This window comes from Neptuniibacter sp. UBA6509, from assembly GCA_002435145.1.
Taxonomy (GTDB): domain Bacteria; phylum Pseudomonadota; class Gammaproteobacteria; order Pseudomonadales; family Balneatricaceae; genus Neptuniibacter.
This window is the reverse complement of sequence record DJLT01000005.1, coordinates 16,050-30,976: the sequence shown is the minus strand read 5'-3', so window position 1 is coordinate 30,976 and position 14,927 is coordinate 16,050. Positions and strand designations below refer to the sequence as shown.

The following is a 14,927-nucleotide window of genomic DNA, read 5'->3' as shown; positions in this document are numbered from 1 at the left end:
TAAAAACCAGAGGCAAACACCATGAGTGATAGCATCATTAGCTCACTGGGCGCCGGTTCTGGTATCAATACCACCAGTCTTGTTACCCAGCTTGTAGAAATTGAGAAAGCCCCTCGTGAGGAACGTTTAGATACCACCGAGGAAAAACTCGAAGCTCAAATTTCTGCTTATGGAACGCTACAAAGCAGTTTGTCTGAACTCCAAAGTGTTCTTGACCCTCTTTCAGATAACGATACCTTTAATGCTCGTTCTGTTGCCTTTCCTGATACCGATGTTATTACCCCTAATTCAGTTGATGCGGGTGCTCAGACCGGTACTTATCAGATTGAAGTCGTTGAGGTTGCTCAGTCACAGTCACTGGCAACCGGTGCATACGCTGATAAAGATGAAGCACTAAACGAAGCTGGAACGCTGACGATTAGTTTTGGTACCTGGACTTATGATGAAGATGCTGATCCCGGTGCAGATGTAGATACTGATCAAGATCCTTATTCTTTTGCCACTAACGATGCGCGCGCAGCATTGAATATTACCGTTGAGGCATCCGATTCTCTGCAAGACATCGCAGATAAAATTAATGCTGAAGATGCGGATGTGCAAGCCTCAGTATTATTGGTGGATGGGCAATACCAGTTACTTCTTACTGCTCCGTCAGGTGCAGATAACGCACTTAGGGTCAGTAGCGATGATGCAACAAAAGGCGATTCTACGGGCTTAAGTGTTTTTGAATATAATGAAACAGAGCACTCTCAGGTCACAGAAACTCAGCAAGCTCAGGATGCAGAACTGTTAGTTAACGGTCTTACAGTTTATCGTGAAACCAATGAAATTGATGATGTTATTCAAGGTTTTAACTTTTCATTAAACAAAGCTGAGCCAGGAACCAGTTTTACCTTTACCGTGAGTGAGGATACATCCACGGCAGAGCAAGCGATCAGAGATTTTGTTGAGGCTTATAACCTTTTCTACGAAACCGCGCAGAATTTAGTCGGTTATAGTACGGATGAGGAAAATCAGACTGTTAGGGGAGACCTAGCTACTGACGGTACTGCCAAGGCGTTAGTTAACCAGATTCGAGATACGATTGGCTCGCTAGTCCCAGGTATTGAAGATGGTTTCACTTCATTGACAAATGTGGGTATCCGTACGGAGTTAGATGGCTCCCTTTCAATTGATGAAGATGATTTTAGTGATGCTATGGCAAATAACTTTGCCTTAGTAGAAACACTGTTTGCTACAGATGTAGGATCTTCAAATGATGAAGTCAGTGTCTCTGTAGGTAGTTATGCCTCGGGTACCGTTCCAGGTAGTTATGATGTTGTTGTGACGACCGATCCGGAAAAAGCGACGGTTACTGCTGATGCAATGGTCGATGGTGGTAATATAGGATTCGATAGTGCAGCAGATACAGTTAGTATTGCCGATGCTAGTTTATTGGATTTGTCCTTTAAGGTAACGGTTGATGGTGTTGAGTCAGATACAATTACTTTGACTGGTAGCTATTCAACAGCGGATGAAATTCGTGCTGATCTGCAGTCTTTGATTAATGGTGATACTAATATAAGCGGGGCGAATGTTGCCGTAGATGTAACTTATGATGAAGCAACGGATCAGTTTGCTTTCACTTCTAGAAGTTACGGTTCAGCTTCCAGTGTCTCATTTGATGATACCGATTTTGGTGCTGATATTGCGGAGTTAGGGTTTATTACTCAGTCTGATACAGGTGTCGATGTTGTCGGTACTATTGATGGCGTCGCTGGATTTGGTTCTGGTAATGTATTGTTGCCCGCAATTGATTCTGATCCTTATGGTTTGAATTTTACGATTGGTGAAAATGCTGTCGCGGCAGGCTCAGTTACTGTTGATTTTTCCAGAGGTTTTGCAGGAGAGCTGGATAATCTGATTAATAGCTTTTTATCTTCAAATGGTGCCATTAAACTACGCGAAGAGAATATTAATAACGCTTTGGAAGGCGTGGCTGATGATCGGGTTGAGCTTGATCGTAAAATGGAGAAGTTAGAACTGCGATTATATTCACAGTTTTTAGCCATGGAAAGAATCGTGAATAGTTTCCAGAGTACTGGGAATCAGTTAGATGGTATTCTTGATCGATTACCGTTTACTGCATCCAATGGTTAAAACGTAAAGGTTAAAGGGCTTTCTTTAGAAGAATCGCGCTTAATATAATTAATTTAGGTAGGTATGTTTTATGAGCGTAAATTTGAACGCCCTTAAAGAATATAAAAGTGTAGATCTTAGAGCGACCGTTGAGACCGCAAGTCCGCACAAGCTTATTTCAATGTTACTGGAAGGTGCCTTGACTGCTTTAGCGCAAGCTAAAGGGGCAATAGAGCGGAAGCAAATTCAAGATAGAACCGAGAGCTTAAACAAAGCGACAGATATTATTGTGGGTTTAAAAGGCTCCTTAGATCATGAAACTGGTGGGGAGATGGCAGCTAACCTTGATGAATTGTATAACTACATGATTCGTCAAGTCGTGAAGGCTAATCGTGAGAATAGTGCAGAGACCGTTCAGGAAGTAATGGATCTTATTCTTGAAGTGCGCTCTGGGTGGGCTTCGATGCCAGTAGAAGTTCAGATTCAGGAAAGTAATAAGTAGGATGAATCAGCTTGCTCAGCAACAACTTGTAAAGAAAGCGTTAGATTTGGGTTTTCAATGTTACTCCTCGGGCAAGCTGGATGAATCTGAAATGGTATTCCAGAAGGTGCTTTCACTAGCGCCTTCAAATTTTGATGCGAACCACTTTCTTGGCATACTCTGCATTCGTAAACGATCTTATGAAGACGCCATTCAATATTTGGTAGCGGCTATACAGGCAAAGCCGAAGAGCGGTGATGCTTTTCATCACTTGGCCTGCGCTTTATTGGAATTAAAGCGAACGGAGGCTGCGCTCGAAAACTTCCAAATTGCAGTTACTTTGAAGCCCGAACTCGCCGCATCGTATCGAGGAATGGGGGATATATATTCAGCTACTGGAAATGTAACTGCCGCCATCAAGAATTATAAACTCTCACTAAAATACGATAAGAATTCAGTGAAGTCTTATAATAACTTGGGCCATGTATACAAAACCATTTCTGAGCTAATGCTTGCGGTTAAATTTTTTAAAAAGGCCTATGAACTTGATTCTAGTAGGTTGGATATATTTAGCAATATACTTATGTGTGTCGCTATGAGCGAAAAAGCAAATGAGTTATATGAACATGAGGCTGCTAGCTATGGAGCGGCGGCTGCAAAGAAGGCTAAGAAGTTTCAGGAATGGCCAAACTTAAACCTTAACCCTAAAAAAAGGTTGAGAGTAGGGTTTGTTTCGGGTGATTTTAGGAGCCATGTTGTCACTAAATTAACGGCGGCTTTTTTTGAACAACTCTCGCATTTAGATGTAGAATTAATTGCATATCACAACAATTGGACAAAAGATGATGCGATGACTACGGCTTTAAAATCCGTTTTTAGTGAGTGGTATCCGGTTAATTTTCTTGATGATTTAGCCCTTGCTAAAAAAATTCATACCGATTCTATTGATATCTTAGTCGATATGTCAGGGCATTCGGCTCATAATCGATTGCCTGTTTTTGCATATAAACCTGCGCCAATACAAGTTAGTTGGTTAGGCTTTTTCGCGAGTAGCGGTTTAGCTGAAATGGATTATTTTATTGCAGATAAAGTCGGAGCAGAAACAACAAGCTCGTTGTATGTGGAAGAATTGTGGACGGTAGATAGCTTTCAGTGCCTAGCGATGGGCGGTATTGATATAGATCGATGTTTTAGCTATCTTCCGTCAGAAGATAGTAATGTTTTTACTTTTGGCTGTATGAATCGTATAGATAAAGTATCCGATAGCGTTATTGATGTTTGGACTAATATTTTAGCAAAGTGTCCACAGTCGCAGTTATATCTTAATTCGTCGTTGTTTAAAGATGATGAATTTAAGCAGAGCTTTCTAAATCGGTTTTTGAGCAAAGGAATAGAATCAGACCGCTTGCTTCTTGAGTATCACGATGGCACCTATCAAGGGTACCTATCCAGCTTCAAAAAAATTGATCTGGTGTTAGACACCTTTCCCTATACAGGCTCTACCGTGAATATGGAGTCACTTTGGATGGGGGTTCCTTATGTTTCACTGCTTGGTGATACCATCATCGGTAGAACAGGGTCTTCAATACTCAAAGGGGTCAACTTATCGGAGTTAATTGCGAGTGATGAGCAAGAGTATATAGATACTGCGGTTAATTATGCGAAGGACCCAAGTAAGCTAAAAAATACTAAAATGATTTTGCATGAGAGCATCAAAACGAGTGGTTTTTTTAACCCTTCGTTAATAGCTGAGGATTTCATGCAGGCCTTTGAACAGATGTGGCAGAGATATGTTGGAGCCAAGTAATATATAGCTAAGAATATTGTTTGAATTTTAAAGGTTCACTTACCTGAATACCTGGTGTTATTTTTTTATCACTTAAAAACCTTCCTACACAATAATCACACGAATTTAGATAGTCTTTATTAAAGATGAACTCTTTGATTTTATGCCCGAGTTCTTTGGAAGATGATAGTAGATCGACATAGTCATCTTCATATAATGGCGTAGCTCTTAGTTTATCCACATGGGCGGAAAATGGGCATCTATAAAATTTTCCATCCATAATGGTAAATAGGCATTTGGCGCAGCAGTTTTTGAATACCTCTTTTTGGCTTTCTATACTGCGGTTATGTTCTTTAATCGAAGCGCAATCGGTCCAGTTTTGAGCCTTGTCGGTATGGTATTCAATGTTGTGTTCGTCGAGCGTGCCGATCAAACGATCATGATTCTTTGAGAGTTCATCATAATCTGTGATCATCATCATCACTTTTTTATTTTTGAGGCATTCCAGGGTCTGCCCTTTAGGTAAAATGGTACCATTGGTATAGATAATAACTCTACCGACCTTTTCTTGATTATTGAGCCAATCAATCGTCTCCGAAATATGCTTGTTCATGAAGGGTTCCCCCCCAATCACTCTGAATTCATTGACTTGATCGATATGGGAAAAGAAGGACTCTAGAGAAGCGGTTAACTCTGCAGCATCGTAATTTACAGGTTTCTCATAGTACTGCATAAGGTTTGAGCAGTCTTTGCAACGCATCGAACACTTTTCCGTGATAACTATATCCACGCTTCTAAGAAAAAGCTTATCAGGTGATTGATAAGCATCATGACACTGTATGCAGGTAGATACCGCATAATCTAAAAAAGAAAATTCAGTGTCGTACTTATGCTTGCCTATCTCAGCAAATTTTAGAATATCTCCCCCTGCATGCCATTGTGAATAGTGCAGGTCATTTAATTGGATGACCACATCGTTAATATCAGCCGCTGAAATAATGAAAATGGCTTCAGGGAAAAGGTCGTGTAGCTCGGAGCTGTGAATAATACGATGGCCAAGCATAAATTGGCCTGAATAGTTTTTTTTGTTATCACAGAACGCTGCTATTTCTACATTGTGGTCAATGCAAGTATTCAAAATAACCTGTCCTGCATAACCTGCCCCAAAAATAATTACAGGAACCTTCTGTTTTGTAATACGTTCAAAAATATTCATATACTGTTTACTCATGTATACCGTTTTCGGGCTTTGAAGTAACAAGCCAGTATGGTTAGTAGTGGGAGCTTTTTGAGTAGGAGTTGAGGGATAAGTACACTTTCACCAGGGTCGGGATTGTAATGAGAAAAATTATTACCAACCCATTCCCTTTTACTCAACTGTTTAATATATCGGTAGATAGGGAGAAAACTTGAAGGGGACAAATTTGCACAGAGCCTGATAAGCTGGATGATGGTGTATATAGTAATCGCGTTACCCAACAGGTTCTCGATTTCATTTTTAGTTACCTCATGACGTTTGAGGTATGTTTTTGAGAACTGAAGAGCATTCACATAGCCAAACATACTATGTGGGTCGCCGGTTAGTTTGGTGGTGGCAGAGCTAAGCATAGGGTGTGCGCGATAATGGCATAGGGGCTCAGAAAGGTAATAAATACTTTCAATGTGATGAAGTGTTTGAAAGTTGAATTTTACATCTTCATAGCTTGAAAGAGTTGTATCAAAAAAGCATGAGTTTTTTTGGATAATACTATTTCTAAATAGTCGTCCCCAGGAGTAAACAAATAATGAATGTCTATTGGGCTTGTTTAGATAGTTTTTTACATAGTGAGTAATTTCTTGGGCCCCTAGGAGTGTATTGTTTTCAAAGATTACGGTAGGTTTTTTTTTCGCATTATGTCCAAAATTATTGAATGCGCAGACGGTTAAATCGCTATTTACTTTTTTCTGGGCGAGCATGAGTTTTTGAATCGCTTCGCTTTCTAAGTAGTCATCAGCATCTAAAAAAAGTAAAAACTCACCTGTGGCATGTTCTATGCCGATATTTCTTGCAGCGGAAACGCCTTGGTTTTTGGAAGAAATCGCCGTTATTCTAGGGTCTGAATAGGTCTGAATTATATCCAAGCTATGATCTGTTGAACCATCATTGATGATGATCAGCTCAAGCTCAGTGTATGTTTGAGAGAGAATGCTATTAATGCAGTTCTTCAGATAAATTTCGGCGTTGTAGACCGGAACTACAATTGTTACTAATTTAGGTGTTAAGTTCTTATCAGTCATTTCAATACTAAGTGAAAAGGGTGCTGTAAAGTTTTTTATGAACCGCAATCAGATTTGTTGGCATTGTTGAGTGCCATTGCCATTGGTTGTTCTGAGGGTTATCGGTATTAAAGGCATTCTCTGGGGATAAGTTCTTCAGAAGTGTGCAGTTGTATAGTAAGGATATAAAATGCCCCCGCGTGTCACGTTCATGATTCATTAGCTCTTGAACCATACTCGGTGATTCATCGTGTTGAACGTTGGTACTGAGTTCTTTCTCGGCGACTTGATGTATTCGCTGGCTAAATGTTTCTTTGTGCCTGATTATTCCTCCTGGAATATGCCAACCTGGCCCGTAGAACTGGTCATCTCGCCAAGTAAGCAATAGTTGCCCTTCATCATTTTTGATGAGTAAATCAACATTGACCATAGGGGTACAGCGACTCACTAAAAAAAATAGATCTTCACCAAGGCCATTCTTTTGCTTAGCAATATGTTGATCAATCGTTTGTATCGCGCTTTGTAAATTTTTCATTTAAACCAACTCCAAACCACTATTTCTAAGTATGGCAACTTTTAGGTCTGGAGAGTATTCGGATCTGATAATTCGGGCTACTTCATCGGAATAGCTGGCGGCCATAATCAGGATCGCTTTTGTTTTATGGGTTTTGATTGCTTCAGGAGATAATATTTTTAGGTGACTTGCAGGTGTGAATTTACCTTGCTTAAATGTTGCCGAATCAACGACAAAAGAAAAGTCCTGGTGCAGTTCAAGTAAACTAATAACCGCAAGTGCTTGGTGGCCTGCTCCCCAGATAGCCGTTTCCTGTACGGTATAATCGTGGGTGAATTTTTTTATCTCCTGATGAATCTGCGTTTTGTCTTTTATCAGGCCGGTCAGGTCAGTGGAGGAACGCTTTTTTACTATGGCTGAAAGTGAATAATCGTGCCATACCGGTTTGCAGCTAATAATCTCAAATCCATTGTTTTCTAGAAGGTTAGATAGGCTGGCTTGGGTGAAGTAAAAAAGATGATCGCGAATAAATTCTGAGAAAAGTTTTTGTTTAACGACCATATCGAAATTAGGCACTTCAATCAGGCCAACACCATCAGGTGTAATGTTGTTGTGTACCGCTTGTAGAAATGAAACTGGATCAGGCATATGTTCCATAAAATTAAGGCAGTAGAACGCTTTGAATGGCGCTTCGGGAACTATACAGTCGGCACTGTCGAGGTAACACTTAAAAATACGCTCAGGGTTCTTTTGGATAGGTAGGTCACTCCACTCTGTTCCGAACGCTTGAACGTCTTGTTTAGCCATAAGTTGCAGATACTCACCTTGTCCAGCCCCTACTTCTAAAATACGTTCGCCCTGCAGCGAAAATGAATTCACAAAATCTGAAAACTGCTTTATGCGGAAGCTTTGCATTTCATCAGAGAAGGCTGCGGCCCGGATTACTTCACGATAATATGGAACAGGCTCTGAATTTAATTGAACTAGCCCGCATTTTTCACATTGATGCACCTCAAGAGTTTCGCCACAATCTTCTGTGACTGAAGCCTCATCAGGAAAGTTTTGTGCCATGCTAGGCATGTTTTCAAAGCAAAGTAGAGGGGGGGTGAAGAAATTTCCCTTACATACTCGACATCGGTTGATATGTTTAATTGTCATATTTCTGCTGTCAGAGCGGCTGCAGATGTATAAGGGCTGATCTCGAAACGGTCAAAATATGCTCGCCAAAGGGGGTCTTCCTCGTAGGCCTGAATTGCTTTAAGGCGATAGTTGGTAGCGGTTTCTTTATTTCCAAGTTTTTCGTGGCAGAGGCTTGCATAATGGTAGGCAAACCCATGATTGTCCAAGGCTCTGATCGCATTTTCAAAGCCTTTTAAAGCCAGCTTATATTCGCCTAGCTTTAAATCTGTGTTATGAATGAAGTTTACATCGAGGTTGATGTCGTATGTGATTTGTTGAATGTATTCCGGTGTAAAGTCTTCTGTTGATACAACGGCCTTTCGGAAATCACATCCAATATCTTTGATTTTTATGTATTTTTTATCGGTGCAAGTGTCATGCATTTCAGCGCCAACTAATGGTGTCGCAATTGAAATCATAAACCAGTTAGCATTTAGTTTTTTCAGAAATTCCCGAGTGTCTTCAATATCTTTTTTTGTTTCACCAGGCATACCAATAAGAATGTTGACGTTGGTATAGATTCCTAGATCTCGACAGTCATCAGCGACTCGTTCAGCAATGGATAATCTTAGAGGCTTTCGCATGAGCTCTTTTAGAACTCTAGCACTGCCCGATTCAACAGGGAGCACCAGCTGGTCTGCTCCTGCAGCTTGGAGTACTTCGAGCATTTCCCTGTCTAGTGCATATAGCGTTAAGCCATTTTGAAAGACTGCTCTAACTCCAAGTTCAGTGACATAACGTGCAATCTCTTTCGCTCTTTCAGTGTCAGCCATAAAGTGATCGTCCTGAAAGACAAATATTTGGGCCCCATACTGCTCTTTCAGTTTTTTTAAATCCTGTTTGACTCTATCCAGGCTGTAGTAGCGCATGGCTCTACCGTGTACTTTATGAGAAGCGCAAAAGGTACATTTAAAGGGGCAGCCCAAAGAGGTCATAATATGGAAATTATCAACTTTATTTTTTAAGGAACCATAAGCCATGATGGCAGGATTAGCACCATACTTTTCCATCTTGCATAGCTCATAATCATAGAATGGAATATCGTCTAGGTTTTCTATGAAATTATGTTGGAATGAGAGATTTTTTTGAGCTTTATCCGCCGTTATCCAGCTTGTATGTTGATCAATATATTGTTTTCGATCTTCCGCTTCGATAAGCCCTATAAAAGGTTTCTCTCCTTCACCGTAACATAGAGCATCAAAGGCCTCAGTTGAGGAGAGTATTTGTTGGTACATGCTGGTTGGAACGCCTCCTCCTGCTAGGATAAGGGCGTCTGGGAAAATATCCCTACAGCAATCAGCTATCTCTAATATATTAAAGTACGAAGAAGAAAATAGCGCAGAAAGGCCAATGATATCCGGTGTGGTTGTAAGCTGATTACGGAGATAGTCTTTGTAGTATTCAGATGGTGAGGGAAAAGCAAAGGTATCTAGTTCATTTAGCTCAATATTAAAATCTAATAGTTCAGTGTTAACGGGGGTTTTACTATTTTGTTTTACGTAGGCACTTAGAGATAGGGCCCCAAGAGGCATATCGGTAACTAAGCTGCCATACATTTTTCCATCTTTTTTGCGAATTTGTTTAGCATTACTAAGAGGGTTAAGAAAATCCTCGAATGCAATGTGAGGCGGAATAATGAAGAGAACATTAGTCATATGGGTATCTCTATTTTAACCTAGATTAACGTCTTTTGTTCTATTATTGTTGACGCTTTTTTAAAGGTCTATTTTTTTTGACTAGCGTTGAATTCCTTGTGAAAAGTTTTCATTCAACGCTGCTGTTTATCAGTTCGTATGCTAATTAATGTACTCAAGCGCTTCAGGAGGCAGCATTTTATCATCTATATAATAGGTAGCTGAGGGTTTACCTAAATGTAGTTCATGGTATTGTACGCCCCAGCTATCCATTTGCTGTTGAGTGAGTTCTGTCCAGTCAATGCCGGTTTCTGATCCTCTGGCAGTAAAGAGTACAATGTAGTTTCCTTGCGCGTAAAGTCTGTTTATATGTCGAATATTTTCTGCTAAAGGTGTGGATTGGGTATAGTCATTACCTTCTGTTATAGATGCGATGACACCGTCAATATCCACTACAAATTTCTTAGATTCAGGTGCGTAACTGGTTTTCTGTTCTGATGCTGTTTCAGTATTGTTTTGTTGCCACTTTATATGGCGTTTTAATGCATTAGGAAGTGAAGTCCAAACCCTAAGACCTAATTCATTACTGGCTTTAGTAATGTTAGGTACATAACATGAGCGATGCGCGTGTTTATTCTCTTTTCTTTTTACTTCCACTTCTTCATTGGTGTTGGTACTGGTTCTGATAAGTTCAGCGAGCGTTTTGATTGAATATGATTGGTCTGAACCAACATTGTATGGGGAGCCGGGAGCACCGAGAAGCAGTATGTGCCATAGCCAAACGGTGAGGTCTGACATGTAAAGGTATGAACGTATAGGGGTTCCATCACCTTCAATTGTAATTTTGTCTCCTTTCAACGCATTCTGTAGAAAATTACCTATGGCATAGTGTCCCATGGGTAGATGCGGACCTACAAATGAGAAGCAGCGTGCAATTTTTACATTTAGACCAAATTGTTTATGGTGTTGGGTGCATAGCTGTTCAGTAAGGCGTTTAGTTGTACCGAATAGGGACTCAGGGGCTGTGCAGTCAGGAGCAGGTTTGAAGTCTTCAGAAATACTCTCTTTTCCTGAAACGGGGCCATATATTGCTCCAGAGCTACAGTAAAGAAAGTTTTTTGTTTCGGCTCTTTTAGATGCAAAGTCTAATACTCTCCGCGTACCATTAATCGTGCCATCTATTATTTGCAGGTGTTGTTCTTCCGGTAAGTAACCCGGGTCCGTAGCTAAGTGGATGACATGGGGAAACGTCCCAGCAGGGAAGTTTGAGTGTCGAAGGTCCCCTGCATGTAAATGAATATTATGCTGTTCGCATTCTGGGAACTTATGCCGGAACGATTCTGGATCTCTTGACATCACTGTGACTTGAATATTGGCGCCTAAGATGTCATTGGCATAGGCGATACTAGCAAGAACCCACCTGCCAAAGAATCCCGTTCCACCGGTGATGAACACCCGTTCGCCTTTTAGCTTTTGCCAGATATCTTCTGTACGAGATAAAATTTCGGAAAGATCTTCATGAGGTATATTGAAATACATTGTAGATGAACTCATTAGTTGCTTCTGGCATGGTAGGACGTAGGCATTAGATCAACTCGCATATTCTTTTTTAATTCGTCTAGGGGTAGCAATGGAGACATGTCTTCTAAGGGCATGGAGAGCATAGAGCCGTCTGCTTGAGGGATTGCCGCTGATTTAGGCCACAGTGTTTCATTGTTTATAATTGAAACATCGCATATTAGTGGCCCGGTTGTAGCGAGAGCTTGTTTGATACCTTCTTCTAATTCTTCAACCTTAGTGATACGTTGAGTTTTTAGCCCTATAGCGTTCGCAACGGCTAAAATATCAGGGATGTATAAGCCCGCTTCTGAACCTGTTCCAACAAAACGGCTATCGAAATAGTTTCTTTGTGTATTTCTGATTGAGGCATAACCTGCATTGTTCATGATGAATATGCAGATAGGTAATTCTAGCCCTGCAAGTGTACTGAGTTCCTGTAAATTAAGTTGCATACTACCATCACTTTCAATAGCAACGATCGGTTGGCGCTCGTTCGCAAGACATGCGCCAATTGCTGCGGGTAATCCGTATCCCATTGAGCCGAGACCGGATGTCAGCATAATGCGTTGCCCTTCTTTATTTTTGAAAGCGGTATAAAAAGCTTCAATAGCTAGTCCGGAGCTTCCTGTGATTATTAATTGGTTTTCGGGGAGTGCATCCGAAAGTGCTTCAGTTAGATGATAAGAACTTATTTCGCCTTGAGTAGGAAAGGGTTGTCCGTCATTAATCGGATATTCTGTTTTCCACGATTTACAGGTGTTTACCCAGTGTTGCCAATTTGGAAGTGATTCCTCGCGGGACCTATCCAGCAGAGCTTTGAGGAATGTATTAGCATCGGCACAGAATGTTTGAAAGTTGCTCTGAGTAAACTTCTTAAGTTCGGTTGGATCAATATCAATAACGATACGTTGTGCGGAACGGGCAAAATTATCTACAGAATAGGCTGTCACTACAGGGTCTAATCGTGCGCCTATGCTGATAAGTAAGTCACAATTTTGAACTGCAAAATTTGCTCCGCGTAATGCAACAGAGCCTGGCTTGCCTGCATGTAGATCGTGTTCGTAAGGGATTAAATCCATTGCATTCCATGTTGTGGCGACAGGAATCCCTAGTTCTTCATAGACCGTTTTTAAGGCTTTTTCAGCGCCTGATAATCGAGTGCCGTGCCCTATTATAAATAGAGGGCGTGAAGCTGTTTTGAGCTTTTTTAGAGTGGTATCAACGGCGGTTACAGGTATTGTTTGGGTCTTTGAATCAGGCTCAATTGTTAAGCTACTTAGTTGTTCAGGGTCAATCATGCTGGCCTGAACATCGAGAGGAATGTCGAGCCAAACAGGGCCTTGGCGCCCGGTTGTTGCTAAGTGGTAAGCTTTTTCCAAATGTTGTCGAATTTCAAGAGGATCGGTGACTGTCACTGCATATTTCGTGACTGATTTGACCATTTCAACAATGTTGACCTCTTGAACGCCTTTCTGGCGTACTCCGCTATCTCCCATCAGGTCTGTTCGCTTTGCTTGACCTGAAATAATGATCATAGGAACAGATTCAATCCAAGCCCCGGTTACGGGGGTGATTATATTTGTTGTACCGGGCCCTGTCGTGACGAGCGCAACTCCAGGCTTGCCTGATACTCTGCCGTGTGTTTCAGCAGCAATGCCAGCGGCTTGTTCATGGTGACAAGGAATAGCTGTTAGTCCTTTTGTATTTGCAGCAGCATCGACAAGATACATGGCTCCGCCGCCGGGTAAAAGGAAAATGTGTTTGCTGTCGCGTTTGGCGAGAAAATCAAAAATATAGTCAGCAAGTCTGATGTTATTATTCATAGCAGATGAAACGTATCCTAAATTAAACTAAATCGTATTAATCATTAAATTCAAGGTTTTGCCAGAACCTTAAGTAAGTCTTTCGGTTTCTGTTTTGCATGATACTGTTGTCGGTATAGTATGAATCATCGGAAAAGTGGCGAGTGGAAACTTCTTCGAAGACACCTCCTGTTAATGATCTAAAGCTATGTTTTGTGTGAGCTGACACCGTGATCATTTCGCCTTCATTAAGTTGGTGCCAAGTCCCCTCTAGATTTACTTCTACAGAACCATGTAAAACGTAGAACGTTTCATCTTTCTTTTTGTGGAGGTGCTCTGGATGTCGTTGCCCCGCGAGTAAAATGATCAGTTTTTTACAATACTGACGATTCATAATCGTAATCATGGCAGCGCCTATTTCCGAGAAAGAGCTCTCTCCATAGTGATGAGAGATCTCTAGTGACGCTTCAGAAGGGATAACAATTTTTCCTTTGGTGAGAATATTATTAACCTCTTTCACAATATCAATGATATGCAGCCGGGTATTTTTTTCTTTAGAATTTATGGCCAAAAGAGGGCTGTTGGCCTCGATGGAGTGAGTCGTTGAGCGGTGGATATATTTAGACCATTCATTTGCAGTGACTTGGCCTTCCTGGCATGGAATTGCAAAATAAATGTCATCGTCTGTTATTTGCTGCCCCGCTTCAACGTTGTGCTTAAGGTAGGCGCCACGACGAAGCGATCTAAGACTATCAATTTCTTCTATAGGAGGTGTAACACGAACGGTTTCGCTAGTGCCGCAAAGTTTGAATGCTGTTTCAATAGCTCTCAGCCATTCTTTAAGTTGCTCTGGGGTAGCTGAGTACTCATTGGGTTGATATTTCTCTGATGGTAGGGCCACGTGTCGTTCAAAAAGAGTAGCTCCTTTGGCTACGGCCATAGATATTGAGCCTGTAAATGAAGGAGGCTCGTGGGTCGAATAACCAATCGGAATATTGGGGTAACGCTGTTTCAGGAAGTCGATTTGATTTAGTTGGATTTTTTCCGGAGGCGTAGGGTATTCAGCCACGCAATGATTAAGAGCAAACTCTTTACCCCTATTGGATAGAAAGGTCACAACGCTGTCTAATTCATCCACTGTTGCGGCGGCCGCTGACGCGATGATCGGCATGTTGGTATCTGCAATGGTTTCTAATAGCGGCCAGTCAGTAAATGAGCAGCTAGCAACTTTAATAATATCAAACCCCTGCTCAGCTATAAGTGGAACAGATTCGCTATCAAACGGGGTGCACATTGCTAAAAAACCACTGTCTTTAATCTTGCTAATGATCTCTTCGAACTGGGCTTGAGTTAAGCGTGTTTCCATAAAACGTTTGACGTATTTCAGATCCATTCGGTCCTGAAAAGACGGATGGATAAAGCTGCCCATCTGACGATATTGAAGTTTGATCGCAAAGTTGAAAGGAAACTTTTTACAAACTTCAGCAAGTGCCTCGATCATTTTTAGACCGTGGCTGATATCTCCCATATGATTGTTAGCTAGTTCTAATACAATCAAGGGTTTCGACAACGGTAAACTTTTCATTTGTTCGCTCTG

At 41.2% G+C, this 14,927-nt stretch carries 11 protein-coding genes and 1 pseudogene; 4 read left to right on the top strand and 8 right to left on the bottom strand.

From position 1 onward, the window contains the following. The first annotated feature begins 21 nt into the window (after positions 1–21). The 4 genes and pseudogenes from fliD (at position 22) to B4K11_RS00745 (ending at position 4,406) form a co-directional block, all read left to right on the top strand. Positions 22–2,139: a flagellar filament capping protein FliD gene (fliD, locus tag B4K11_RS00755; protein ID WP_292956541.1), complete on the top strand. Its 2,118-nt coding sequence runs from the start codon at positions 22–24 to the stop codon at positions 2,137–2,139. A gap of 70 nt (positions 2,140–2,209) precedes the next feature. Then, positions 2,210–2,620, top strand: coding sequence for a flagellar export chaperone FliS (gene fliS, locus B4K11_RS00750; RefSeq protein WP_292956544.1), 411 nt, complete (start codon positions 2,210–2,212; stop codon positions 2,618–2,620). Position 2,621: 1 nt separating this feature from the next. Continuing rightward, positions 2,622–2,840: pseudogene (locus B4K11_RS18560) on the top strand (hypothetical protein); the annotation flags it as partial. Between the two features lie 45 nt (positions 2,841–2,885). Beyond that, positions 2,886–4,406, top strand: coding sequence for a tetratricopeptide repeat protein (locus B4K11_RS00745; RefSeq protein ID WP_414689256.1), 1,521 nt, complete (start codon positions 2,886–2,888; stop codon positions 4,404–4,406). A gap of 7 nt (positions 4,407–4,413) precedes the next feature. Here the strand turns inward: B4K11_RS00745 and B4K11_RS00740 are convergent, their stop codons facing one another. From B4K11_RS00740 to B4K11_RS00705, 8 genes are all read right to left on the bottom strand, one after another. Next, positions 4,414–5,601, bottom strand: coding sequence for a radical SAM protein (locus B4K11_RS00740; protein ID WP_292956547.1), 1,188 nt, complete (start codon positions 5,599–5,601; stop codon positions 4,414–4,416). A gap of 11 nt (positions 5,602–5,612) precedes the next feature. Continuing rightward, a complete protein-coding gene (locus B4K11_RS00735) occupies positions 5,613–6,662 on the bottom strand; it encodes a glycosyltransferase family 2 protein (RefSeq protein ID WP_292956550.1) in 1,050 nt (349 codons plus the stop codon). A gap of 7 nt (positions 6,663–6,669) precedes the next feature. Beyond that, positions 6,670–7,176, bottom strand: coding sequence for an NUDIX domain-containing protein (locus B4K11_RS00730; RefSeq protein ID WP_292956553.1), 507 nt, complete (start codon positions 7,174–7,176; stop codon positions 6,670–6,672). Beyond that, positions 7,177–8,226 carry a class I SAM-dependent methyltransferase gene (locus B4K11_RS00725; RefSeq protein ID WP_292959187.1) on the bottom strand — a complete coding sequence of 350 codons (1,050 nt, stop codon included), beginning with the start codon at positions 8,224–8,226 and terminating at the stop codon, positions 7,177–7,179. 83 nt (positions 8,227–8,309) lie between these two features. Next, a complete protein-coding gene (locus B4K11_RS00720) occupies positions 8,310–9,989 on the bottom strand; it encodes a B12-binding domain-containing radical SAM protein (protein ID WP_292956559.1) in 1,680 nt (559 codons plus the stop codon). Between the two features lie 141 nt (positions 9,990–10,130). Next, positions 10,131–11,522, bottom strand: a complete 1,392-nt coding sequence (locus B4K11_RS00715; protein WP_292956562.1) for an NAD-dependent epimerase/dehydratase family protein — start codon at positions 11,520–11,522, stop codon at positions 10,131–10,133. Continuing rightward, positions 11,522–13,351 carry a thiamine pyrophosphate-binding protein gene (locus tag B4K11_RS00710; protein ID WP_292956565.1) on the bottom strand — a complete coding sequence of 610 codons (1,830 nt, stop codon included), beginning with the start codon at positions 13,349–13,351 and terminating at the stop codon, positions 11,522–11,524. Before B4K11_RS00710 ends, B4K11_RS00715 begins: the two co-directional genes overlap by 1 nt. A gap of 37 nt (positions 13,352–13,388) precedes the next feature. Further along, positions 13,389–14,915 (bottom strand): N-acetylneuraminate synthase family protein, encoded by a 1,527-nt coding sequence (locus tag B4K11_RS00705; RefSeq protein ID WP_292956568.1) that lies wholly within the window; start codon positions 14,913–14,915, stop codon positions 13,389–13,391. Between the last annotated feature and the right edge of the window lie 12 nt (positions 14,916–14,927).

Bases quoted from the DNA above. Each gene is read 5' to 3' on its own strand.
- fliD (WP_292956541.1), top strand. From the start codon at position 22: ATGAGTGATAGCATCATTAGCTCACTGGGCGCCGGTTCTGGTATCAAT.
- fliS (WP_292956544.1), top strand. From the start codon at position 2,210: ATGAGCGTAAATTTGAACGCCCTTAAAGAATATAAAAGTGTAGATCTT.
- B4K11_RS00740 (WP_292956547.1), bottom strand. From the start codon at position 5,601: ATGAATATTTTTGAACGTATTACAAAACAGAAGGTTCCTGTAATTATT.
- B4K11_RS00735 (WP_292956550.1), bottom strand. From the start codon at position 6,662: ATGACTGATAAGAACTTAACACCTAAATTAGTAACAATTGTAGTTCCG.
- B4K11_RS00730 (WP_292956553.1), bottom strand. From the start codon at position 7,176: ATGAAAAATTTACAAAGCGCGATACAAACGATTGATCAACATATTGCT.
- B4K11_RS00725 (WP_292959187.1), bottom strand. From the start codon at position 8,226: ATGGCACAAAACTTTCCTGATGAGGCTTCAGTCACAGAAGATTGTGGC.
- B4K11_RS00720 (WP_292956559.1), bottom strand. From the start codon at position 9,989: ATGACTAATGTTCTCTTCATTATTCCGCCTCACATTGCATTCGAGGAT.
- B4K11_RS00715 (WP_292956562.1), bottom strand. From the start codon at position 11,522: ATGAGTTCATCTACAATGTATTTCAATATACCTCATGAAGATCTTTCC.
- B4K11_RS00710 (WP_292956565.1), bottom strand. From the start codon at position 13,351: ATGAATAATAACATCAGACTTGCTGACTATATTTTTGATTTTCTCGCC.
- B4K11_RS00705 (WP_292956568.1), bottom strand. From the start codon at position 14,915: ATGAAAAGTTTACCGTTGTCGAAACCCTTGATTGTATTAGAACTAGCT.